Origin of the sequence: Neobacillus oceani (genome assembly GCF_046237595.1) — a bacterium.
GTDB lineage: Bacteria > Bacillota > Bacilli > Bacillales > Cytobacillaceae > Bacillus_D > Bacillus_D oceani.
Window position 1 is genome coordinate 326,127 of sequence record NZ_CP143543.1, and the last position, 24,716, is coordinate 350,842.

22 protein-coding genes and 1 tRNA gene are annotated in these 24,716 nt (G+C 41.4%); 14 read left to right on the plus strand and 9 right to left on the minus strand.

What is annotated here, in order from left to right; all coding sequences use genetic code 11:
• From V1499_RS01765 to V1499_RS01775, 3 genes are all read right to left on the minus strand, one after another.
• Positions 1-381, minus strand: coding sequence for a GntR family transcriptional regulator (locus tag V1499_RS01765; RefSeq protein ID WP_409276201.1), 381 nt, complete (start codon positions 379-381; stop codon positions 1-3).
• On the minus strand, positions 381-1,121 hold the full coding sequence (locus tag V1499_RS01770; protein ID WP_409273286.1) for a hypothetical protein: 741 nt from the start codon (positions 1,119-1,121) through the stop codon (positions 381-383). Before V1499_RS01770 ends, V1499_RS01765 begins: the two co-directional genes overlap by 1 nt.
• A gap of 336 nt (positions 1,122-1,457) precedes the next feature.
• A complete protein-coding gene (locus tag V1499_RS01775; RefSeq protein WP_409273288.1) occupies positions 1,458-1,664 on the minus strand; it encodes a hypothetical protein in 207 nt (68 codons plus the stop codon).
• 631 nt (positions 1,665-2,295) lie between these two features.
• Between V1499_RS01775 and V1499_RS01780 the strand changes: the two genes are divergently transcribed.
• A tRNA-Pro gene (locus tag V1499_RS01780) sits at positions 2,296-2,369 on the plus strand.
• Positions 2,370-2,482: 113 nt separating this feature from the next.
• On the opposite strand, the gene V1499_RS01785 is transcribed toward V1499_RS01780, so the two are convergent.
• On the minus strand, positions 2,483-3,166 hold the full coding sequence (locus V1499_RS01785) for an NAD(P)H-binding protein (RefSeq protein ID WP_409273290.1): 684 nt from the start codon (positions 3,164-3,166) through the stop codon (positions 2,483-2,485).
• A gap of 151 nt (positions 3,167-3,317) precedes the next feature.
• The gene (putP, locus tag V1499_RS01790; RefSeq protein ID WP_409273292.1) at positions 3,318-4,811 is read right to left on the minus strand and encodes a sodium/proline symporter PutP; all 1,494 of its coding nucleotides are present in this window, start codon (positions 4,809-4,811) and stop codon (positions 3,318-3,320) included.
• A gap of 233 nt (positions 4,812-5,044) precedes the next feature.
• On the opposite strand from putP, the gene V1499_RS01795 reads away from it, so the two are divergent.
• Positions 5,045-5,596, plus strand: coding sequence for a thioredoxin family protein (locus V1499_RS01795; protein WP_409273294.1), 552 nt, complete (start codon positions 5,045-5,047; stop codon positions 5,594-5,596).
• 44 nt (positions 5,597-5,640) lie between these two features.
• Here V1499_RS01795 and plsY read toward each other — a convergent pair whose 3' ends face one another.
• On the minus strand, positions 5,641-6,261 hold the full coding sequence (gene plsY, locus V1499_RS01800) for a glycerol-3-phosphate 1-O-acyltransferase PlsY (RefSeq protein WP_409273296.1): 621 nt from the start codon (positions 6,259-6,261) through the stop codon (positions 5,641-5,643).
• A 424-nt stretch (positions 6,262-6,685) separates the two neighbouring features.
• On the opposite strand from plsY, the gene V1499_RS01805 reads away from it, so the two are divergent.
• The 5 genes from V1499_RS01805 to V1499_RS01825 all read left to right on the plus strand — a co-directional run bounded on the left by V1499_RS01805 (position 6,686) and on the right by V1499_RS01825 (position 11,275).
• On the plus strand, positions 6,686-6,898 hold the full coding sequence (locus V1499_RS01805; RefSeq protein WP_409273298.1) for a hypothetical protein: 213 nt from the start codon (positions 6,686-6,688) through the stop codon (positions 6,896-6,898).
• A gap of 215 nt (positions 6,899-7,113) precedes the next feature.
• Complete coding sequence (locus V1499_RS01810; RefSeq protein ID WP_409273300.1) at positions 7,114-8,055, plus strand: diacylglycerol kinase; 942 nt, start codon at positions 7,114-7,116, stop codon at positions 8,053-8,055.
• Positions 8,056-8,240: 185 nt separating this feature from the next.
• Positions 8,241-8,792 carry a cysteine hydrolase family protein gene (locus V1499_RS01815; protein ID WP_409273302.1) on the plus strand — a complete coding sequence of 184 codons (552 nt, stop codon included), beginning with the start codon at positions 8,241-8,243 and terminating at the stop codon, positions 8,790-8,792.
• A 27-nt stretch (positions 8,793-8,819) separates the two neighbouring features.
• Positions 8,820-10,295, plus strand: coding sequence for a nicotinate phosphoribosyltransferase (locus V1499_RS01820; RefSeq protein ID WP_409273304.1), 1,476 nt, complete (start codon positions 8,820-8,822; stop codon positions 10,293-10,295).
• A 431-nt stretch (positions 10,296-10,726) separates the two neighbouring features.
• Entirely contained in the window at positions 10,727-11,275 is a 549-nt protein-coding gene (locus V1499_RS01825; RefSeq protein WP_409273306.1) for a GNAT family N-acetyltransferase, read from the plus strand.
• Between the two features lie 45 nt (positions 11,276-11,320).
• Here the strand turns inward: V1499_RS01825 and V1499_RS01830 are convergent, their stop codons facing one another.
• Positions 11,321-12,112 (minus strand): hypothetical protein, encoded by a 792-nt coding sequence (locus V1499_RS01830; RefSeq protein WP_409273308.1) that lies wholly within the window; start codon positions 12,110-12,112, stop codon positions 11,321-11,323.
• A gap of 135 nt (positions 12,113-12,247) precedes the next feature.
• Between V1499_RS01830 and V1499_RS01835 the strand changes: the two genes are divergently transcribed.
• The 6 genes from V1499_RS01835 (at position 12,248) to V1499_RS01860 (ending at position 21,264) form a co-directional block, all read left to right on the plus strand.
• A complete protein-coding gene (locus V1499_RS01835) occupies positions 12,248-12,862 on the plus strand; it encodes a hypothetical protein (RefSeq protein ID WP_409273310.1) in 615 nt (204 codons plus the stop codon).
• A 72-nt stretch (positions 12,863-12,934) separates the two neighbouring features.
• Positions 12,935-14,305 (plus strand): 23S rRNA (uracil(1939)-C(5))-methyltransferase RlmD, encoded by a 1,371-nt coding sequence (gene rlmD, locus V1499_RS01840; RefSeq protein WP_409273312.1) that lies wholly within the window; start codon positions 12,935-12,937, stop codon positions 14,303-14,305.
• Positions 14,306-14,626: 321 nt separating this feature from the next.
• Positions 14,627-16,156 (plus strand): type I restriction-modification system subunit M, encoded by a 1,530-nt coding sequence (locus V1499_RS01845; protein ID WP_409273314.1) that lies wholly within the window; start codon positions 14,627-14,629, stop codon positions 16,154-16,156.
• A 10-nt stretch (positions 16,157-16,166) separates the two neighbouring features.
• Positions 16,167-17,390: a restriction endonuclease subunit S gene (locus V1499_RS01850; protein ID WP_409273315.1), complete on the plus strand. Its 1,224-nt coding sequence runs from the start codon at positions 16,167-16,169 to the stop codon at positions 17,388-17,390.
• Between the two features lie 38 nt (positions 17,391-17,428).
• Positions 17,429-20,521: a type I restriction endonuclease subunit R gene (locus V1499_RS01855; protein WP_409273317.1), complete on the plus strand. Its 3,093-nt coding sequence runs from the start codon at positions 17,429-17,431 to the stop codon at positions 20,519-20,521.
• Between the two features lie 17 nt (positions 20,522-20,538).
• Entirely contained in the window at positions 20,539-21,264 is a 726-nt protein-coding gene (locus V1499_RS01860) for a M48 family metallopeptidase (protein ID WP_409273319.1), read from the plus strand.
• Between the two features lie 740 nt (positions 21,265-22,004).
• On the opposite strand, the gene V1499_RS01865 is transcribed toward V1499_RS01860, so the two are convergent.
• Positions 22,005-22,145 carry a YolD-like family protein gene (locus V1499_RS01865; protein ID WP_409273321.1) on the minus strand — a complete coding sequence of 47 codons (141 nt, stop codon included), beginning with the start codon at positions 22,143-22,145 and terminating at the stop codon, positions 22,005-22,007.
• A 255-nt stretch (positions 22,146-22,400) separates the two neighbouring features.
• Here V1499_RS01865 and V1499_RS01870 point away from each other — a divergent pair, with 255 nt between their 5' ends.
• Positions 22,401-23,201: a hypothetical protein gene (locus V1499_RS01870; protein WP_409273323.1), complete on the plus strand. Its 801-nt coding sequence runs from the start codon at positions 22,401-22,403 to the stop codon at positions 23,199-23,201.
• A gap of 356 nt (positions 23,202-23,557) precedes the next feature.
• On the opposite strand, the gene V1499_RS01875 is transcribed toward V1499_RS01870, so the two are convergent.
• Complete coding sequence (locus V1499_RS01875) at positions 23,558-24,526, minus strand: Abi family protein (RefSeq protein WP_409273325.1); 969 nt, start codon at positions 24,524-24,526, stop codon at positions 23,558-23,560.
• Between the last annotated feature and the right edge of the window lie 190 nt (positions 24,527-24,716).

A 24,716-nucleotide genomic window follows, 5' to 3' on the forward strand; every position in this document is an offset into this window, starting at 1 on the left:
TCACTCATCCCCTTTCTCAATGTTGTTCAAATACTTTTCCAGCCCTGATAGAATCTCTGAGGGGCTGTATCCCATTTCTCGCATGACGTTAACGAATTGTTGAATTTGTTCATGCTTTAACTTCTCACGTTGTAGAACTAGGAGATCTTGTTGTTCTGAAACGAACGTGCCCTGACCTCGCTTCGTTTCCAAGATCCCTTCGCGCTCCAACTCGCTGTATGAACGCAGAATAGTGTTGGGATTCATGCTGTATTTGATCCCCATATCGCGGATCGAAGGAAGCTTCTCGCCTGCTTTCAATTCTCCGCTTATAATTTGTCGGTGTATTCGATCCGCCAATTGCAAATATATCGGCTTTGAACCATTAAATTCATTCATAATTATCCCTCAACTTTGTTGTCCACGAGCCACGCGGTTAGTATGAATAATCCAACGATAATGATGGAGTCGTATACGTATCCCCCTACGTAGGTTTGAATCGGACCCGATAATATCGTAGGAAACTTATAGGTAATGCCCCCCCATTCCGTAACGAGTTGATACAGTTTAGAGGTTTTAAGCAATGTATCTATCCCTCCAGAAAGGATAATCGTACCAGCAACCACTGCCCAACTCCAACGCCCGATTTTCAATTTGAGGTATTGGTAAAGGGCCCAAAGAATCATAATCCATACACTAAGACCAATAGAAATCCAAATAATTTGAGGAAAGATGAAGAATCCCATTCTCCACGCATCCATCCAATACGGCTCAATTAAGCTAAACTTAGGTACGATCAACAGTCCAGACAACGCATACAGTAAAGCTAATGAAATCACAGTCATCATCAAGCCGTTCGCTATTTTACTCAACAACAATTTATAAACTGGTTGGGGATTGTTCAGCCATAAAGACAAATGGTTACCCTCCGACTTCAAACCGATAAACACAATAAATGGAACGTAAATCACATGAATAGCAGCAGCAATCGCTAAGGGTATAAACGTGAGCAATGAATCGTCCGCTACCCTCCCCAAGTAAAGTGTCAACATAGCAATCAATACATCCATGACGAGTCCTATCAAAAATACATTTCTTGTTAACTTGAAATCTTTAATAAACAAAGCTGACCATTGCCGCATAGTATTCTCACCCTTTTATGAAAATTCAGATAATTATTGCATTAACCAAATAGTACACTAAGTCACTATAACACGTCAATATAAATAAAAAAATGGGCAAAGAAGGAATACCCTCTTTGCCTTCAAATATTAAAAATGAATCTAACCCCGCTAACTCAATGGCCATCTTTTCAGCTTTTCCGAGCCAAATTAGGGATTTTACCAAAAAATTCAAATTTACTTGTAATACGTTTCCCACAATGATCTTTAACAAAACTGCGCCGTTTGTTGAATAAAGACTTCTATAAAAAATGCGTTAATCCTTCCTTGATCAACGCATCCTTTTGCTCAACAAATTTATTTACTTTTATTATGCAATTCAAATGACTCTTCAAAATCATCCCATTTAACATTTATTTGTACCACTTCATCCTCAATTACTTTTGCTCCATTTCCCGAGTTTCCCATAATCTTAAATGTAACTTCTGTGGATGGTTCATCAAATTCCCTTATACCACTTCCACTTCCAGCAGATGTTTCATAAGAGTATTCAAGAGTTTTCATTGAAGAAATCTCTTTCAAAGACCCTTTGTATGTCACATAGCAATTATCATACGAATTCGCACACTGACAATAACTTAGGTCACTCTGTTAAAAGGGGTGCGAATTCGAGTGCTAAAACGCCATAAAACGTACAGAGATCCCTGATATATCAATAAAAAGATACAGTCCAATTCAGTTGCGAATGGGACTGCTAATTAGTGTGCGAATTAAGTTTTTGTACTCGAAAACCGAACCCGTTAGGATATTCCCTGCCTGCTTTTTTTCTGACGAATACTTACAATTTTCTCATTGGAAAAATCACATAAGCCCAAGCCCGAAAGCTATTCCGGAATATTCAATCAAACGTTTGATTGAATTCCGTTTGTCGGAACCGTGCGAATTTTGGGGAAAATCAAGGTGGAAAACCGATGGGTAAAAAGTTATAATAATATTGTGAACTGCCAATTAAATGGCGGTACATAAAACGATTCGGAATGCCATATTGAATTTCGGGATGTAGCTCAGCTTGGTAGAGACGAGCTGCGCATCCATGAATAAGCTGCGAGTTGTACCCGCCGAGCCGTGACTTGCGTAAGCTTCCTGAGGCGGGGACACAGGTACATAAAACGATTCGGAATGCCATATTAGATTTCGGGATGTAGCTCAGCTTGGTAGAGCACTAGCATGGGGTGCTAGGGGTCGCAGGTTCAATTCCTGTCATCCCGATCGAAAAAAAGAAAGCGTTCAACTCATTCTTTGCAATGTGTTGGGCGCTTTTTATGTGCTGTAAACCAGGGTTTAAGCTATTCTGCGAATTTGATTGCATTAAATTCAAAAATTTATTCCAAAGCCAAAGGATTAGATTTTTTGATATTCTCCATCTCTCCAACGGAATAGGTTCGGATTCCTTTTGTTTCTTTCTGGGCAACGAGAAACATAGCGGCTGCAACTGTCTTTGCATCTATCCCCATCCGGCTCCTTAATTGGCTGCCAAAAATTGAACTTAAACCGCGAACAACACCAATTGCTATTTTTTCAAAAAAGCGAAATTCATCACGATCGCCCAATAGTAGGGAAGGTTGGAAAATTGACATAGCTTCATAGGGGATTTTTTTAAGTTTCTCCTCGAGTTCTCCCTTTATCTTTGGATACCAAAAACGTGAATTCTTGTCAGCATTAAAAGAACTGACGATTAGAAAATGTGTGGCGCCTTTCTGTTTTGCCAATTCAGCCATAGCAATAGGGTATTCCACATCAATCCGATACATGGCTTCCTTTGTCTTAGCCTTCTTGATTGTCGTTCCCAATGTGCAAAATACATCGTCAACAGTAAAGTATTGTTCTACTTCTTCTAGCCGCTCAAAATTACAAATTACTTCAACGAGATTTGGATGTTTAACTTCAAGGGGCCTTCTTACTAACGCATAGATTTTTTCGTAATTTTGGTTATTGATAAGGAGCTGAAGCAATTCATTCCCCACCAGGCCAGTAGCTCCTGCTATTAGTGCTGATTTTTTCTCCATTTCATAGTCTCCTATTAAAATGTTTGTCTTAAAAGGATCTTCTTCTCCTTAAAGAATAGGCTTTAAGCTGATGAAAGTAAATATTTGCACGTCCTCTGCTTCACTAGGGTAGAAAAAAGCCGGGCGCCCACAATGGGCCCCGGCCTCCTGCTTATTCGTTTTTCAATAAGTGCATGCTTTGGTCAAATTCGGTTTCAATTTGGTCATTTTTCTTATACGTTATAAGGCTGACGATATAAATCACGACCAGGTTGAGAATGAAGCCTGGAACGATTTCATAAAGCTTTTCGCCAAAAAAGACTTTGCCAAGGTTATAGTTGGACCATACAATGACTGTGACGGCTCCGACGACCATCCCGGCGATGGCGCCCCAGTTGGTCATTTTTCTCCAGAAGAGGCTCATGAGGATAATTGGACCGAAGGAAGCGCCAAATCCAGCCCACGCATAGGCGACAAGGTCCAGGATGGTGTTGTCCTGGTCTAATGCCAATACCGCCGCGACAAGTGAGACAACCAAGACAGACATACGGCCAAGAAAGACAAGATGCTTGTCTGATGCATCTTTTTTGACGAGGATTTTGTAAAGGTCCTCAACAAGTGCGCTTGATGTAACGATTAGCTGTGAAGAAATCGTACTCATGATGGCCGCAAGAACCGCTGCCAGCATAAAGCCCGCCAAAATCGGATGGAACAGGATTTGGCCAAGAACGATAAAGACTGCTTCCGGGTTGTCGAGTTTCACATTTGTGTTTTGTTGGAAGTAGGCGATACCGACAAGCGCGGTGAAAATAGTTCCAATAAGAGAGAAAATCATCCAGCCCATACCAATCCTGCGGGCATTTTTAATTTCCTTCACATCCGTAATCGCCATGAAGCGGACGATAATATGCGGCTGGCCAAAATAACCAAGTCCCCATGCCGCAGCTGAAATGATGCCAATGAGTGTTGTTCCTTTTAGAAGATCCAGGAAGGCTGGATTTACAGCCCTGACTGTTTCAAATGTTTCAGAAGGGCCGCCTGTTGCAAAAATTCCGATAGCCGGAACGAGCAGCAAAGCAATCAGCATCATCAAGCCCTGGATAAAGTCTGTATAACTTACGGCAAGGAATCCGCCAAATAATGTGTAAGCAACGGTAACTCCGCCAACAATATACAGCCCTGTCAGATAGCTTGTCCCGAAAGAACTCTCGAAGAAAACGGCTCCGGCAACAAATCCGGAAGAAACATAGAAAGTGAAGAAAACAAGAATAACAATGCCGGAAACGATTCTTAAAAGCTTTGTTCCATCTTTGAACCTGCTTTCCAAATAACTTGGAATCGTAATCGAATTGTTCGAAACCTCTGTGTATGCGCGGAGGCGCGGCGCAACCAAAAGCCAGTTGATGTAAGCACCAGTTGTAAGGCCAATCGCGATCCATGCATCGGCTAAACCGGATAAATAGATACCCCCAGGCAACCCCATTAACAGCCATCCGCTCATATCGGCAGCACCGGCACTCAATGCCGTTACCGCAGGACCGAGAGAGCGTCCCCCAAGCATGTAATCGGTAAGGTTGCTGGTCTTACGATAGGAATACCAGCCGATAAAAAGCATCGCACCCATGTATATCCCAATCGATATGAGTTGAAGCACCCCATCCGTCATACTATTTCCCCCTTTGCAAAGTTGGTAAATATTTTTTAAAATATTGCATATTTAAAAAATATTCTCTCATCTTACTGTATAATATAATTATTTTTCAAGTCAACCCGAAAAATTTTGGTACAATAATAATTTACAAATTTCGGAAAGTAATCGCTGAATGATTGAACAAGGAATTTGTAAACAGGGGAAAGGATTAGTAAGATAAAAGAAAAAGAGTTGAAAGGGTGCGCGTTATGGATTTGAATAGCTGGTTTGAAAAAGCGATTCCGGTTGATGAGTACATAGACAATATGAAGACTCACAAGGAAGGATTGCTTGAAGTTTATAGGAAATTCGAACTGTCAGAGCCTCAAAGGGCGAGCCTAGAAGAAGTAAAGGGAAGGAAACTCCGCGTTATAGGCCTTACGGAGGATTGGTGTGGGGATGCGATGCTCAACAACCCTATCCTTTTGAAAATTGCCGAAGCTGCGGATATGGAGGTCCGCTTTTTGCTGCGGGATTCCAATCTTGAGTTGATGGACCAATATCTTACAAATGGCACATCAAGGGCAATCCCAATCTATATTTTTATCGATGCGGAAGGGGAGGAATACGCTGTTTGGGGACCACGTGCCCCAAAGGTGCAGGACTTTGTGGATCGGGGGAGGGCGGCGCTGCCAGAAAAGGACGCGCCAGATTTTGAGGAAAAACAAAAAGCCTTTTACAGGGATCTAGTTGCATCGTACCGGACAGACAAGGGCGTTTGGCAAACTGTTTCGGAAAGTATTATCCAGAAAATAGTATAATTACTATACTATAAAAGCAGCTTCGATGTAGAAGCTGCTTTTTATCATCTGAAGGGGAAAGTTCCTCCGGGTGGAATCCGGTCTTTTTTTATGTTTTTATCATTAATCTTTGGTTCGATTCCCAAAATGAGATTGCGGATATTCGAACGGTGCAGATAGACAAGAAGCAATGTAAAACATCCGAACAGAAGGCTGTACCCCGCTTCAGGGAAGATGAATGAATAGACAAACAGGGAAAGGCCCACAGAGATGGAGCCGAAAAAGACATATTTCGTTATGTAGGTTATAAGGATGAACGACACGTATGCGGCCAAAAACATCGGCAAGCTGGTTGCAAGCAGGACTCCCGCCGTTGTGGCTATCGCCTTCCCGCCCCTAAAACCGGCAAAAATGGGGAAGCAATGCCCGAGGACGGCAACCATCCCGAGATAAAGAGGATCTCCTCCAAAAGGGAAAAAGACAGGGATTGACGCGGCGAGCGCCCCTTTTCCGGCATCAACGGCAAGCACAAACATGGCGGCCTTCTTTCCCATAACCCTGAGAGTGTTTGTTGCACCGGGATTATTGCTGCCGTGCTCGCGGATGTCAACTCCATACATAAGCTTGCCCACAATGAGGGCGGTCGGGATTGATCCTATTAAATAGGCGATCAGGATTGCCAGCATACCATCATTCCTTTTATCATAGTACTAGTTTGATATGGAATATATTGTATCATATGGTTCTGAGGGGAAGAAGTAGTTTTAAAAGGAACAGCCCTATGCTGCTAATATATTCACCCAAAATGGGTTTATAACGTTTCATTATAATAGAAGGGAGAATTTTTTGCTGTTTTTGTAGAAAATTGCTTACTTGTTTCGTCTACATATATAGATGGCATCCAGGGCCAAGGATATAGGTACTAGAGCCGCAGTGTGGGACGGCGGAATGGGACCCCACAACAGGGTGAGGGACCTTTTTGCCGGTCTGAAAAGAAGGGGGATTAAAAGATGAAAAGCATAATTAGGACGAAGGTATTGATTGGAGTGGCCATGGCTTCAACACCGTTGCTAAAGTTCCTTTTTAAAAAAAGCAGGAAAGCAGCAAGCAATGTTTAAGTATCTTTCAATTATGGCTGCCTTGCTTTCCATCGTGCTATTTTATACAAAGCCGCTTCCGTATTCTGGCTGGTTTGCTGCTGCGGCAGCAGTTTTTGGTTTTGGCTACGGATTAATCAGCCTGTTGAAGGAAAAAGATAATTGGGGGAAAGCTTCGATTCGGCTGAATTTGCTGGCCATCGTCATATTGCTGTTTGGACAATGAGAGGATTCCTGCCATGGGCGGATATCCTATTTTTGTGGGTCTACCTGTATCAATCGGTGAACCTTTCCGTAACTTTTGCATTAAGCTTGCGCCAAGCTGTATGATAGGTACTGATTCCCCTTAAATTCCATTGCGGAAGAGAATGCGATACGTTATGATGGAAGATGGCGGATGGATTTAAATGGGAATAGCATTTTGAAATAGGGATGATATGTATGAAAAGAGCGCGGATTATTTATAATCCTACTTCTGGAAGGGAAATATTCAAGCGCAACTTACCCGAAGTTCTTGATAAACTTGAAAAAGCCGGATATGAAACTTCCTGCCATGCGACAACTGGCGCTGGGGACGCAACCAGGGCGGCGAGAATTGCGGTTGAACGCCGTTATGATATTGTAATTGCGGCAGGGGGAGACGGGACGATTCACGAAGTCGTCAACGGGCTTGCAAATCAGGATTATCGTCCAAAGCTGGGCGTAATCCCGATGGGGACGACAAATGATTTTGCCCGTGCGCTTCATATCCCAAGAGATATAGATGCGGCTGTCGACATCATTGTCAAAGGCAATCGTATCCCGGTCGATATCGGAAGAATCAATGATAAATATTTTATAAACATTGCTGGCGGCGGACGCATAACAGAACTGACTTATGAGGTGCCGAGCAAGCTGAAGACGATGCTCGGCCAGCTGGCTTACTACCTTAAAGGAGTGGAGATGCTCCCGTCTATCAAGGCGAGCCATGTCTGTATTGAATATGATGGAAAGCTATTTGAAGGGGAGGCAATGTTCTTCCTTGTCGGGCTGACCAATTCAATTGGCGGATTTGAAAAGCTTGCCCCGGATGCCTCCCTCAATGATGGCATGTTCACGCTGATTATTTTGAAAAAGCTGAATCTGGCCGAGTTTATAAGGGTTGCGACACTTGCAGTACGAGGCGAGCATATCCACGATGAACACGTCATTTATACAAAAGCAAACAGAATCAAGGTGCACTCTAACGATAAAGTGCAATTGAATCTTGACGGGGAATTCGGTGGGCTGCTTCCTGCGGAATTCGAAAACATGTACCGGCATTTCGAAGTATTCGCGCCAATTGAGGCCTTGCGCCCGGAGGATATTCCGGCCGATTGGATTCCAGGAAAGAAATACAGCTAGTAAGTAGTTCCGTTCCTTTTGGGGCGGAACGTTTTTGTTTTATGAAGATGAACAATACCATTCTCCCGCCAACTTGTGGTATTCTAATTTGGAATGTTGCCATTCCTGTGAAAAACGGAAATGGCGAAAAGGAAATTTAATGGTACAATGGGATTGGTTCTTATTTTCCAAAAAGGGGTGGCAAAATGGGTAAAAGGGCTTTGCTCAATATCGACTATACATATGACTTTGTTGCCGATGCAGGCGCATTGACGTGCGGGAAGCCGGGACAGGTTATTGAACAGAAAATAGTTGAATTGACCGAAGAGTTCATCAGGAACGGGGACTATACTGTGTTTGCGATTGACGTCCATGACAAGGGCGACGAGTATCATCCGGAGACGAGGCTGTTTCCTCCGCACAACATCCGCGGGACAAACGGGCGTGATTTGTTTGGGGAACTGCAGAAGGTGTATGATGCGAATAAGCATCTCGAAAATGTATACTATATCGATAAAACCAGGTACTCAGCTTTTGCCGGAACCGATTTAGAAATAAAATTGCGCGAGCGCGGGATTACCGAAGTGCATCTTGTCGGAGTGTGCACGGATATTTGCATCCTGCATACAGCCATGGATGCTTACAATAAAGGCTTTAAGATTGTTGTTCATAAGGAAGGCGTCGCATCATTTAACCAGGCCGGCCATGAATGGGCGCTCGGCCATTTTGAAGGGGCGCTTGGGGCCGAGGTTAGGTAGCCGACATAACACAAAGGGGTTAGCAGAATGAAACACATCTATAAGGATGACAGCTATGCATTGCATACCGATCTATACCAAATCAACATGGTCGAAGCATATTGGAGGGACGGCATCCATAACCGGAAAGCCGTATTCGAGCTTTATTTCCGGAAGCTGCCGTTTGGAAACGGCTATGCTGTGTTTGCCGGTCTTGAGCGGATTATCGAATATGTGAATGGCTTACGGTTTACCGAGGAAGATCTGGACTATTTGCGGCATGAAGTTGGTTATGCCGACGATTTCCTTGAATATTTAAAAGGATTGCGTTTTACCGGGACAATCAGGGGGATGAAGGAAGGTGAGCTCGTTTTTGGAAACGAGCCGATTCTTCGTGTCGATACGACCCTCGCCGAGGCGCAGCTTCTTGAAACTGCTCTGCTTAACATTGTGAATTACCAAACACTCATCGCCACAAAGGCTTCTCGAATCATGCATGTCATTGGCAAAAATGAAGGAGCCATGGAATTCGGTACAAGGCGCGCCCATGAATTCGATGCGGCAATCTGGGGGACTCGCGCGGCGTACCTGGCAGGGTTCGATGCGACGAGCAATGTCCGCGCCGGCAAAAAGTTCAATATCCCTGTGGCTGGAACGCATGCGCACGCTATGGTCCAGGCTTACCGCGATGATTACACAGCGTTTGTGAAATACGCGGAGACGCATAAGGACTGCACATTCCTTGTCGACACGTACGATACGCTTCGTTCGGGAGTACCCGCTGCCATAAGGGTGGCAAAGGAAATGGGCGACAAAATCAACTTCGTCGGCATCCGCCTCGACAGCGGCGACCTTGCCTACCTGTCAAAAGAGGCCCGGAAAATGCTCGACGACGCGGGTTACAAGGATGCGAAGATTGTGGCATCCAGCGATTTGGACGAGTATACCATCCTTCATTTAAAGGCCCAGGGTGCGAAAATCGACAGCTGGGGCGTCGGTACAAAGCTGATAACAGCCTTTGAACAGGCGGCGCTTGGGGCTGTGTATAAAATTGTCTCAATTGAAGATGAAAACGGCAAAATGATGGATACCATCAAAATTTCCTCCAATCCGGAAAAGGTGACAACGCCGGGATTGAAGAGGGTTTATCGAATCATTAATAACCGGACAGGCTACTCCGAAGGGGATTACATCACGCTTGAGACGGAAAATCCCCAGGAAGAAAAGCGGATCAAGATGTTCCATCCAACACATACGTACATCAGCAAGTATGTGTCCAACTTCACAGCGAGGGAGCTTCACGAGGATATCTTCGTTGGCGGCGACCTTGTCTACGAAGTACCATGCATGGAGGAATCCCGAGAGTTTCTGGAGAAAAATCTCTCCGAAATCTGGGATGAATACAAGCGTACCGCCAATCCGGAAGAATATCCGGTTGATTTAAGTCAGAAGTGCTGGAATAACAAAATGCGCAACATTGAAGAAGTGAAGGAAAAAGTTGCCGCAATGTTCGAAAAAGAATAAAGGGGTCGTGGGCCAGAATTGGGCAACGATCTTTAAAGGCGTCCGGCTTTGCTGGGCGCTTTTTTGAGTGGATATGACCATGCGTCCGGGATACAGGTTTCGGGGAGTTTGTGCCCCTCGAGTCAGAAGATTCCCTGACTACTGACAGCTTTTCATGATTTGGTACTCATCGAGTCAGAAGTTGTCCATTTGATTTTATAAAAACCTCATAAACCAATCTTCCCCCATCTAAAAATTAAACGGTTCGCAAAAATATGGCTTTTCCATTAAAATGGAGTCAAATTAATCCAGAGTCAGCGAGTAAATTAGCTAGTACCTGGATAACAGGGGATTATAGGATGGCTGTTACTTCGCGTAATAGATGACTCTCTTTTTCTGCTATCCTTAAAGCTCTGAAAGCCTAATAAAATCAATCAGATGGGGGATTTCCAATGGCAAAAATAAGCCCGAAACAGATAAACATAAACGAAGGCGCGCAGCTTCTCATTAGGGAGGCAGCCGCGGTAGATGCAGAAGCGGTCCTGAAATACACACAAGAAATCCTCGCTGATACCCCATATTTAATGACTACAGCCGAAGAATTTACCCAAACCGTAAGCCAGCAGAAGGAGTGGCTCGCCCGGATGGCGGAAGACCCGAATAAGCTCGTAATCGTAGCGGAATTGAATGGAATGATTATCGGATTTCTTGATTTCCATAACGGAAACAGGGTCCGGAATATGCACCAAGGCGCATTCGGGATGAGCGTGAAACGTGATTACCGGAATAAGGGAGTCGGTAAAGCACTGCTCAATGCCTTGCTTGAATGGGCCACGCGTAACCCCTCAATTGAAAAGGTCACCCTTGAGGTTTTTGCGGATAATGCGAATGCCATCGCCTTATATAAAAAAATGGGCTTTGAGATGGAAGGGATCAAGAGAAAATCGGCCAAGACGGACGCAGGTTACCATAATCTATTCCTGATGGCGAAGTTCGTATAGGCCTAAAACAAAAAACTTCAGACAAGTACCGTCTGAAGCCAAAAATCATTCCGGGTTTTTTAGGTCATACTGCAGGTGTTCCGACAAATGTGGGTTCTGTCCCTGGATAAAAACATTAGCAAGGTAATAATCCTCGGGAATTTCAAACCTGGTAGCCGTTGTAAAGTGAAGGCCCACGATATCCCTAAGCAATCCTGGCTTTTCCCATGGAACAGAATAGTATAAGTATGGGGTAGAGTTCATTTGGAAAAAAGGATCCGCATTGTTTTCGACTGACCTGGATGAAGGATGGATCTCTTTAACTTCGCGCTTAATTTTTTCGGGATCAATGGTGGAGGCGGTCCACCATACTTGCTTTGCGTATTTCTCAAACACTGGAATTTCCGGTGCCAACTGAATTTCAATCCCCATTGGTTTGATTGGCCCTGAGACATAATCGAAGTGATGCTCGGTAATTATAGTGAAATTCCTGTCTCCTTCATGCACAAGCTTCAGGCTAACCTTTTCAAGACTTGAGAACTTTGGCAAAAAAGAAGTTGAATATGACTTTAGTAAAGATTCATATTCTTTTTTTGTAAGGACGTCCCCTCCGTATGAATCATCCATCTCTCTATAAATGTCTTTTTCAGAGACAATCTCTCCATCAATCCCCAGGAATGCAGTTCGTTCCGTATTTGTCATATGGCTAATGGCGATTTTGGAAAAACCCAGCCGTTCCAAATGCTGCAAGTCATTTTCTGAAATCGATGAATTCGGGTTTTCAAATTGTTTACTATCGGTGATAACCACAGCTTGGGATATGTAATCGAGATAGGCAACTCCTGTATAAATGAACAAAAGAATTGTCAGGGCACTTGCAATACGAAGAAAAGATAGTTTATTTTTCAGTTCTGCCCCTCCTTTACACCTTTTAATAGTATACTATTACAATATTATACATGTGGAACGGATAGCGCGATAGGGGGAATAAGCGTGGGCTACGGGACAATGGCGGTTGGTTTCTTCTTTATATTCTTTAATTTCAATTTAGGGCCGGTGAATCTTTTCCCGGATATAATTGGTCATATTCTTCTTTGTATAGGCGGGGACCGGCTTGCAGGGCGTATGGATAATAAACGATTTCAAGTACTGGGAAAGACAGCACTGTTGCTTATTGCGATGTCGGTGCTTGAGCTTTTTGTAAAAAACTCATCCATCCTAAATGGGGCTATAAATGCAACAGATACGATTGAAGGAAGACTGTTTATTGGGATAACTTCGTTGCTCACAGTGGGACTGTCTGTATTCTTTTTCTACAATCTTTCAATGGGAATTAGCGAGGAAGCCTTGGAAAAAGGGAACTCTGATTTAGCGGAGAGGGCTGCAAACACGAATAAGCTTTTTATCATTTTCCAGGCAGCAGGAGCTTTCGTTTTATTAGGAGGATTAATCTTTGCGGGCGAGGTTGTCCAGTTACAGTTTGGTGGGATAGGCATCCTCCTTATGGTAGGCTTGATTGCGATTATTCTTTATTTATTCATTCGGGTTAGAAAAATGCTGAAGCTAGCCTCGGATACATTCGAAGGAGATAAACAGGAAAGCTGGTGAAAACCGGCTTTTTTCGCATTCCCTTTCCGATTATGATAAAATCCTTGTATTAAAAAGTGCGAGGTCGAAACAATGACAAAATCAATTCCAATCCGGAAAAATGACTATATAGATGTACGATTTGAAGACTTGACCCATGACGGTGCCGGGGTCGCCAAGGTAGACGGATTTCCAATATTCGTCTCAGACGCCCTGCCGGAAGAATCGGGAAAAATAAAAATTATTAAAACACAAAAAAGCTATGCAATCGGGAAACTGATTGAAATCACCGAAAAAAGCCCTTACCGGGTGGACATCCCGGCTCGGGACAAGCATAAATATGGTGGCTGCCAGCTGCAGCATATGTCTTACGAAGGCCAGTTGAAATATAAGGAAAACCAGGTAAGGCAGGTGCTCACGCGGATCGGCAAACTTGAAGATGTGGTTGTCCATCCGGTGCTAGGCATGGAAGAGCCATGGCATTACAGGAACAAGGCCCAGGTCCCGGTCGGCGAAAAGGACGGTAAGCTGATCGCGGGCTTTTTTAAACCTAGAAGCCACGAAATTGTCGACACGGATGAGAGTCTGATTCAAATCCCCGAGGTCAATGAAGCGATCAATGTGGTAAAGGACATCTGCAGCAGACTGGGTATCGAAGCCTATAACGAGCAGACCCATAAAGGCGTCCTCCGCCATATAATGGCCCGCTATGGCAAACAAACCGGCGAACTGATGGTCGTCCTGATAACAAGAACCTTGGAAATTCCTCATAAAAACAAGATCATTGAAGAGATTACCGCCAGGCTTCCGAAGGTGAAATCGATTGTTCACAACGTCAATTCGATGCGGACGAATGTCATCATGGGACCGCAAACAACGGTTATTTGGGGAAATGAATTTATTTATGACTATATTGGCGACGTTAAATTCGCGATTTCGGCCCTGTCCTTTTACCAGGTCAATCCCGACCAGACAAAAGTACTGTATGAAAAAGCGTTGGAATATGCGGGGCTGAGCGGAGGCGAAACGGTTATTGACGCCTACTGCGGAATTGGGACCATCTCGCTGTTCCTCGCGCAAAAGGCAGGTCGTGTTTTCGGAGTGGAGGTTGTTCCTCAGGCAATCGAAGACGCCAAACGGAATGCCGAGCTGAACGGAATTACGAATGCAGAATTCGAGGCGGGGGAAGCGGAAGTAGTAATCCCGATGTGGTATAAGGAAGGCAACAGGGCGGACGTCCTTGTCGTAGACCCGCCGCGCAAAGGCTGCGATGAAGCGCTCCTTCAAACAATCATTGCAATGAAGCCGGCAAAAGTGGTCTACGTATCCTGCAACCCGGGAACACTCGCCCGTGACCTCCGAATCCTTGAGGACGGGGGATACAAGACGGTTGAAGTCCAGCCTGTAGACATGTTTCCGCAGACAACGCATGTGGAGTGCTGTGTGTTGCTCGAAAAAAAATAGAAGATATGTAGGAGTTCGAGAATCTGTAGTAGATTCTCGGACTTCCGTCTTCTTTGATTTCAATACGTTCAATTATCTTGTGCAGGATTTCTTCATCAAGTATTGGACTTTTCGTGAAGTCTTCCAATTGTCTTTTAAGTTCTTGAAAGTTCAATGCGTCTTAATGGAGAAGATGGGATTAAAGACCCTTCTTCTCTTTTTGTTATGACTTCTTTCATTATAATATTGAATTCCTATATCAACCAAATTTTCATTTGGTAAAATAGGAGAAGAGGTTTTGACTAAATTCAACAAGAAGTACTTATATTTGGAGGATTACATATGACAACTACTGTATCACAACAACAGATTAATGCTGTACTATGGCAGGCGTGCGATTCATTTAGGGGAAAGGTTGATTCGAGTACATACAAGGACTACATTTTGACAATGTTGTTCATCAAGTATTTAAGTGATTCATACAAGGAAAAATTGGAAGAATATGCGGAGCGGTACAACGGTGATCAACAGCGTATCCAGCGGGCTTTATCACGGGAAAGGTTCGTATTGGATGAACAGTCAACGTTTGACTTTCTATACAGCAAGAGAACCAACCCTGAAATTGGGGAAATCATTAACAAAGCTTTGGAACATTTAGAAAATGAAAACACAGGAAAACTTCGAGGAGTATTCCGTAACATAGACTTTAACAGCGAAGCTATTTTAGGAAGAGCAAAAGAGCGAAACGCTATGCTTAGGACCATGTTAGAAGACTTCAACAAATTATCACTTAGACCATCTAAAATTGGAAAAGAAGATATAGTCGGCAATGCTTACCAATATATGATTGGTCAATTTGCGTCTGATGCAGGCAAGAAGGGAGGAGAATTTTACACTCCAGCAGAGGTTTCAGAATTATTGGCACGATTAGTGGAACCGAAAGAAAATGACCGAATATATGATCCAACTTTTGGATCTGGTTCGTTGTCATTAAAAGTTGTAGATCAAGTACCTTCCCGCAAAGTTGCTGTATATGGTCAAGAGCGAAACGGTGCAACACATTCTTTAGCCCTAATGAATATGTATCTTCATGGTATTGATGACGCAAAGATAGGCTGGGGGGATACATTGGCAAATCCACTTCATTTAGAGGACGGTAAATTGATGAAATTCCAGGTCATCGTTGCCAATCCGCCGTTCTCATTGGATAAATGGGCAATGGGCTTTGCGGGGGAAGGTTCCAACGATAGCAAGTTTAAAATGGAGGCAAGTCTTGATCCCTATAAGCGTTTTGAGTGGGGTGTTCCACCAAGTTCGAAAGGAGACTATGCATTTGTCCAACATATGCTTTATTCACTCGCAGAAGATGGTCGCATGGCTACGATATTACCGCACGGAGTCTTGTTTAGAGGAGCAAGTGAGGGGAAAATCCGCCAACAAATAATTGAAATGAACCTTTTGGACGCTGTCATAGGATTACCCGAAAATCTATTCTTTGGAACAAATATTCCTGCCTGTATCATGGTATTTAAGAAAAATCGAAACCGAAAAGAAGTTTTATTTATCGATGCTTCGGGTGATGGTAACTTTGAAAAGGATAAAAACCAAAATAGATTACGTGAGAGTGACATTCAAAAAATTGTAGCTACGTTTAAAAGTTTTAATACAATAGAAAAATACTCTTATGTTGCAACAATCGAAGAAATAAAAGGTAATGGCTATAACTTGAATATCCCCAGATATGTTGAAACTTTTGAAGAAGAAGAACAGGTCAATATGGAGTTGGCAAAAGAAAACATTATTCGTATAAAGCGGGATCTTCAAGAAGTAGAGGCCCAACTGGAACAATATTTAAAAGAGCTTGGATTGTAGGTGTAATTGAATGGTAACTGTAAAGCAAGAAAACAGAGAAGTACCAACAGGCTTTAAAATGAGTAAATATGGTGTTATTCCGAATGACTGGAAGGTTGTAAAGGTACAAGATGTTTTTAAAAAAATTAAAAAGCCCGTCGATGTAATAAGAGAAGATAGATACAAACAAATAGGAATACGATCACATGGAAAAGGGATTTTTTATAAGGAAGAGGTAACTGGGGAGGAATTAGGGAATAAGTCCGTTTTTTGGATTGAACCAAACTGCTTTATTGTTAATATTGTCTTTGCATGGGAGCTCGCAGTAGCTAAGACAACTGATAATGAATTGGGGTATATTGCTTCACATAGATTTCCAATGTACAAACCAATTGAAAATAGGGTCGATTTAGATTTTATAACATATCTATTTAAGTCTCCGAGAGGGAAAAATTTATTAAATTTGGCATCCCCTGGAGGTGCAGGTCGTAATAAGACGTTAGGGCAAAAAGAATTTGGGGAACTTGATATTCTAATACCCGAAAGTGTAAAGGAACAAAAAAAAATTGCAGATATTCTTTTAACTTGGGATGAAGCAATAAAGTTGAAAAAAGACTTGATTGAACAGAAAAGAGAACAGAAAAAGGGTTTAATGCAGAGGTTGATGACAGGTGAAGTAAGGATGCCTGGGTTTGAAGAAACATGGAAGGAAGTTACTTTGGGGGACATAGCAACTATTATTATGGGGCAATCTCCATCCTCTGATAGTTACAATGAATCCCAAGAAGGTCTCCCGCTAATTCAAGGCAATGCTGATTGTAGTAACCGAAAAACGTCTCCAAGGATGTGGACTTCACAACCAACAAAAAAATGTGAAGTTGGAGATATTATTATGTCAGTCAGAGCTCCAGTTGGTCATATATCACGTTCCGTACATAATGCATGTATTGGTAGGGGGGTTTGTGCAATACGAGGGGAAATAAATCAAGACTTTTTATACTATTATTTAATCTTTAAAGAAGATTGGTGGGTTAGAATATCACAAGGTAGTACATTTGATTCGGTGAATAGTAAAGATATAAATGAATTGGAGATGAAAATACCTTCAGATAAGGAACAAAGGGCAATTGCTAACGTATTAAAAGTGTTTGATAAAGAAATTTATCTTCTTGAAAAAGAATTAGCTGAATTGAATCAGCAAAAGAAAGGTCTTATGCAACTGCTTTTAACAGGAAAAGTCCGAGTGAAGGTATAATTCTTAACTCATGTTACTTTTGTTTGGGAGGTGTGAGAATGACAAAAGAGATCAGTTATGACGAGCGGTTTATTAGTCAAATTCCTGCTATTAAAGTTTTGCGAAAGTTAGGTTATCAATACATTTCCTCGGAAGATGCGGAGCGAATGCGGGGGAATCTCAATAAGGTTTTATTGCAAACAGTATTGAAGGAAAAACTAAACGAGTTAAATTCCTACGAGTATAAAGGACAAACGTATAAGTTTAGTGCTTCCAACATCCAACAAGCAATTCTTGATTTGGATGAACCATTGACTAACGGATTAGTGAAAGCAAATGAAGCCATATATGAAACACTTATGAAGGGCAGAACATATACGGAGTTTTTACCTGACGGCTCAAAAAAGTCTTTCACGGTTCAATTCATTGATTGGGATTGCTTTGATAACAATGTATTTAATGTTGTTGAGGAATTTGATGTGGAGCGGATGGGTGGTAGAGGAACAATCCGTCCCGACATAGTTCTTTTTGTGAACGGTATTCCTTTTGGAGTGATTGAGTGCAAAAAGGCATCGATTTCAATGGAACAGGGCATTAGCCAAATGATTCGTAACCAGGGGAAGGATTATGCCCCACAATTGTTTAAATTCGTTCAGACCGTAATGTCTACGAACAAAAATGAAACAAGGTATGCTACTTGCAATACACCCAAGAAGTTCTGGTCGGTATGGAAAGAAGGACAGCAGGAATGGTTAGGGTATTGGTTGGATAAAACGGTTGAAGGCAGGCTACCAACTGTTCAAGATCAGAATATTATTTCCCTTTTTCATCCTAAACGGTTGTTAGAAATTACTCAATACTTTGTTTTATTCGATAAAGACGTGAAAAAGGTTGCACGGTATCAGCAGTATTTTGCCATAAAGCAAATCATCAATACCATTGGAGAACGTGATGAAAATGGCAATCGGCAAAGCGGTGTCATATGGCACACACAGGGGTCGGGAAAATCGCTCACAATGGTTATGTTGGCGAAGTATATACTTTCGGAGTTGTTTGAACATAGCCCGAAGGTAGTTGTAGTCACCGATCGCAAGGAGCTGGATAAACAGATTCACAAAACATTCCGCCATACACGTATAAAAGCGAGCCGTGCGAGGTCTGGGAGCCATTTAGTTGACCTAATCAATGATAATAACGCTGATGTTGTAACTACACTGGTTCATAAGTTTGATATTGCCTCTACCATTCAAAAACCTATTGAATCCAGGGATATTTTTGTATTAGTAGATGAATCACACCGAACTCAGTATGGAGAACTTCACATTAAAATGAAAAGGGTATTTCCAAATGCCTGTTATCTCGGCTTTACAGGAACCCCACTGATGAAAAAAGAAAAGAACACCATGATTAAATTCGGAAAGCTAATCCATACATATACAATTGCCGATGGGGTTCGAGACAAGGCAATCGTCCCGCTTTTATATGAAGGAAAGATGGTTGACCAGACAGTGAACCAGAAAGCCATTGATAATCGGTTAGAGATGATTACACGGAACCTGAATGATAAGCAAAAAGAAGAAGTTATAGGAAAATGGAGCCAGTTTGAGAGAATAGCTTCATCTAATCAAAGAATTAGCATGGTTGCTTTTGATATAAACGAACACTTCCTGAACAACTATAAAACGCAAGGAAGCCAATTTAAAGCGATGCTTGCAACCAATAGTAAGATTGAAGCTATTCGCTATTTAGAGGCGTTTGAGGAGCTTGGAGATTTAAACTGTGACGTTGTCATCTCCCCGCCTGACCACCGTGAAGGTCATGAGGTGGTGGATGTCGAATCAAAAGATAAGGTACATCGTTTTTGGAAACAAATGATTGATCGCTATGGGAATGAGGATGATTACGAGGATTCAATTAAGGAAGAATTCATTCACGGGGATGACATTGACTTGCTGATAGTTGTTGATAAGCTCCTTACAGGTTTTGACGCTCCACGAGCCTCGATTCTTTATATCGACAAACCAATGAGGGAACATACCCTATTGCAGGCAATCGCACGGGTAAACCGTTTGTACGAGGGGAAGGACTATGGTTTTATCATAGATTATCGAGGTCTGCTGGGTAAGCTCGATCAAGCATTGCAGGTGTATTCAGGCGGTGGATTGGAAAACTTTGATCCGAAGGATTTAGAAGGTACGGTTTATGATGTAATTAGTGTGATTGGTTCGCTGAGACAATACCATTCTGACTTGTTGCAGATTTTCGCACCGATAAAAAATAAATTCGATGCAGAAGAATACGAGGTTTGGCTGGAAGAAGAAGACCGTAGGGAGAGTTTCTATGGGGTTTTAAGCAACTTCGGCAGAAACCTTGGGATTGCCCTTGAATCCGAAAAAATATACAATGCCTTGCCCGTAGAGGAACTTCAGAGGTACAAAAAGGATATGAAGTTTTTCCAGGAATTACGAAAAAGTGTGAAGCTCCGTTATTCGGATACGATTGACCATAGAGAGTATGAAGCAAAAATGCAGAAGCTAATGGATAACTACATTTCTGCAGAAGAGGTCATCCGTATAACCAATCCTGTCGACATTTTGAATGAAAAAGCATTCGAGGAAGAATTGGAGAGGTTAGATACAAAAAGGGCGAAGGCAGACGCCATACGGACACGGCTAACCAAAAGCATTAACACAAAATGGGATGAAAATCCCGCCCATTATAAGCGTTTTTCGGAACGTATTAGAGAAGCCATTCAAGCCTACAAAGAAAAGCGTATATCCGAGGCAGAGTATCTTAATAAGATGAAGGATATTATGAATGACTACCGCAAAGGTGAGACATCAAATGACTATCCCGTGGTTATCAGGGACAATCATAATGCCCAAGCCCTTTACGGTGTAAACAAGGACATTCTTCAACCGATGGAAGTTGGAGAGGAAGATATAGCGGGATTAGCTGTGAAAATGGATCAGGTCATTCAGAGACATAGTAAAGTGGATTGGCAGGATAACATTGAGGTTCATAATCGCATAGCCCAAGAATTAGACGATTTGATATACGACTTTATGGAAGAATACCATGTAAAGCTGAATTATGATCAAATAGACCTGATTATCGAACAAATTAAAACTGTTGCCCTCCGTCGATATTGAAAAAGGTAGTGAACAACATGGAAAAACATCAAATCCAGTATGGCAACAATTTAATAGAATTCAATCTGGAAAGAAAGAATGTAAAAAATGTGAACCTCAATATAAAGCCTGACATGTCAGTCGTTGTGTCGGCGAATGAAAAGGTTCCGTTAAGTTTTATTTGTGACTTCGTGAAAGGGAAAGGGGCATGGATCTCAAAACATGTTAAGAATTTTGAAGCCGTGCAACCTTATGGACAAAGTGAACGAGAATATGTGAGTGGTGAGTCTTTTAAATACCTCGGAAAGCAGTATCGTTTACGTGTCTTTGAAACCGAAAATGAGGAGATAGTAAAGTATTATCGAGGGTTTATCCATCTGTACGTAAAGGATAAAAATAACCTTAGCCGTAAAGCAAAACTGATGGATGACTGGTATCGGGAGAAGGCTCGGAAGGCTTTTCAGAAATCCCTGGATAAGTTGTACCCATCAATGCAAAAACACAAGATAGAAAAGCCCTCTATTGATATAAGGGTTATGAAGGCACGTTGGGGGTCTGCATTAGTAGATTCCAATACAATTCTCCTCAATGTTGATTTGATAAAGGCACCGAAATACTGCATTGACTATGTAGTATTGCACGAAATGATTCATTTCAGGCACAATGACCACAGTGGAGAATTTTATGATATGCTGTTCTCGCTCATGCCAGATTGGGAGAAAAGAAAGGTCATTTTGGACGAGGAAGTTGTGAAAGACTTATGACGAATATAAAGGGCAACTCCGCTAAATTTCAGGAGTTGCCCTTTATTAACTTTATTCGTCGGTAAGATGATATTGGTCAACAAAATTGAGTAGGCACTGTGCAACGATATGCTGGATTTGTAGGTGTGGAATTTTCTGCTCGCCTGTTTGGGTGAATTGTTCATAGAGGCTATCGGGGAGGCGGAAGTTCCTTGTTTTTGAATTGGAATGGAAAATACGTTTGTCCGATTTAAAGTCATCGTTATCCTTTCTTTGTTCAATTAACTCAAAAGGCAACTAACCGTTAAGGGAAGTTGCCTCTTCTCATGTATCTAGCAATGCGCTTCAAAGCTGTATTTGATGTGAATGTTTCCCTCTGACTGGCAGGTTACTTTCTCCACCAATGAATTCAGGATTTGAGGTGTCAAATCCTTAAGGTTAAGCAGGTCACTAAGCTTTTCTTTAAGGGCGGCTATATGATTTTATTTTCGCACTCTGTCAGGTCTTCATTTAGTTGGGCTTGTTTAATCAGAATTGATTCAACTTTCGCATCTAGTGCCTGCTTTAATTCCACTAAATCTTCCTACCTTAAGGTGCCTTCAGTTACAGCTTCACATAATCAAGCTTATGTTTCCGGCCTATCTCAATCCTAACAACCTATTTGCCATTTTTATCCCTTACATAAAGCTGCCTTTAATACGGATCAATATTAAATACCACTTTTGGTCCAACTTCTTCAATAAATCCGTCTAGCCATAATGTTAGTCTAATTTCCAATTTATCTTGAATGCTTTGAATAAGCAATTATTAAACTCCTGTAGCTGCCCTTCGTCCAGTATTGGTTTCTCCATTTTCATATCATCCATTTCAACATGTTTTAACATAGCCTTGTGTTCGGGCATGAAAAAAACCCTGTCACTTAATAAAGCCTCTATCCTTCATAAAATTACCTCCGAGCTTAGTTAGTTATTTAGTCATTAAAACGAACGTGTGTTCCATCTATCGTCGGGTTTTCCTAAATGAAAATCACTAAAATCAAAATTGCTTTTTAATTACTTAAAAATTACTTAAAAATTGCTCTCAAATAACTTGTGTAATTTATGTGTATATTTTATAATTAAAGAGTAATTTATACTATGTGGAAGGATGATAAGTATTTGATTAGTTTTGAGCGTTATCGAATATGGCAGGATTGGTTAAAAGAAATTCCGGCTCTAAAAGACACGGGGAACGGGATCATCGCCAGATGCTTCATCTTAACAAAGGGCAATCTTGGGGAAGTGGAATTCGTGACAGGTGCATCAAAGCAGGAGATTTTTCGGGTTTATGAGTGGCTAAGTGAAAAGAACTTGCTTAGTGGTCTAACTTTGACTAAGGAAGAAGAGGAAGTCGAGGATGAGGGGGAATTGGGGCATATGGCAGCTGTAGTACAGGGAAAGAAGAAAGAACGTACATTTACTCGGGAAGAAATGGTGGACTTTGCGAAGAAAAAATTAAGCCTAGACAACAAAAATATTCGTTTTATTAGTCTGAAGCATAATGTATTAACTTGTGAGCATGGCGGCCGGAAATTTAAAGTATACATTAGTTCATCGAGGGATTATGAATCATTCAGGAAAAGCCACGAATATGATCCCTATCGTGTATCTGCATGGAGCAAAGGAACCAAAGATTTGTTTTCGACCTATGACTACTACGCCTTTTTGGTGAAAGCAGATAAGAACACACGGTATGTTACAGAATTTGAAGACGGAATTGAGGGAATGCTTATTAGCCAAGAGGAATTGATTCACTGGATGTCTAAAAAAGTGACCGTTCCTTCTGGTATGATAAATTTCTATATACATTACCAGCAATCTAAAGGTGGAGGGAGAAATTCAATTACGGTTAAAGATGACCGGGAAGATCCCGCTCTGCCCTTAAATTATTTGGTTCAAAATGGCTGGTCAATCAGATAAAAAAGATCCGATATTAATATATCGGACCAAATAAAAAACTTTGCTGCCTTAATTATATAGAATGAAAAACAGAATAACCATCCCCGGGTAGTTATTTTTATATACCACAGGGACGGTTCTTTTGGTACTGTCCTTGTGGTGTTTGACCTGTTAGCTTAGAGGTAATCTTTTGTTTTATACAAGGGCATCTTCTATTCCGGCCAGGCTTGCTTAATGAAAATTTCTTGCCATAACAAGAGTCTAAAAAAAGTAAAAGGGGAATTGGACGCATCCAATTCCCCAAGGTGTAGTCCGAAGACATTCACCGCTATTCACTACTTATAATATACCCTTTATCACGATAAGATTCAAACATTTTATATAAAATTTTTCAACAAATTTAGTTTGGTTACTGTATTAGTATACAATATTCGACTATAAACGGTAAAAGGTATTTCCGCTCTAAAGTCATTGATGATATTTTCAAACTTTCTTACCAGTTGGTGTAGTTCTGTTTTTGTTACACCTAAGTTCTTAAGTAAGTATACCGTAAGAATTAAGTAATCCACAATAGTCTCAAAGGTTATGTTAGGTATAGATGTTTCATTATTAATTAACCTGCACAAGGTACCATTTATTCTACTCCTTTTGAAGCGAGTGTCAAAAATAGCCTCATTATGTGCGAGTGCATTTCTTAAATCTTTCAAAAGAAACGTGATGATTTCGGTCATTCTTCCGTCGGTATCAAAAGCAATATTTATTTTCAAAAGATTTGAAATATCTCTTTTCATATTTATATTCGAACAAGCAATAAAGTTGCCGAATTCACCTAATGATATTACTTCAAAGATGGCCCAAATAGGTACATATTCGTCTTTATGATAAAAATGTTGTACAATGGGCTTCCCGAGTAAATAGTCACGTGATAGGACACTATAAAACTGATTTCGCAATTTTAAGCGATTTTGAAGGGCCTTTTTATAATCATCCGAGCCAATATGGTGAGTTTTGTAATACGTTAGGTGGTTTTCATAAACTTGATCAAAGGAATCTGTTCTGGCATGCTTAACAATAACTTCAAGCATATAGTTTTTTAACGCAGTCTCAATAAACATCATTTGTGGATAAAATAACGTTTTCAATTCCATATCAAATTTGTTTAGTGCCATTATTTCGTTAAAATCTGTAAAAATAATGCGTCTATTAGGTTGTTTTATAAATCTATACCCCTTGAAGCCGTGGTAATAGCCGATATTTCGCAATTTTTGTTTCTGGTGACTCCCGTTTATTTGGATACCATGTGTATCTCTTAAATACTTCATTAATCCGTCAGTTTTCTTAACCATTTCCCCACTCCTGATAATTGTCGATATAAGGGAAATTATATCATATTATGTGAAAAATATGACAGTTATGTAAATAAGAACAAAGTTAAAAAGGGGAAATATATAGGCCGCTTTTTCTTTGTCCTCCTCTTGTTTGAACCTATTTGGTTTTATTTTTTTCTGTTTTAAAAAAATGAATGGCGGCATGATG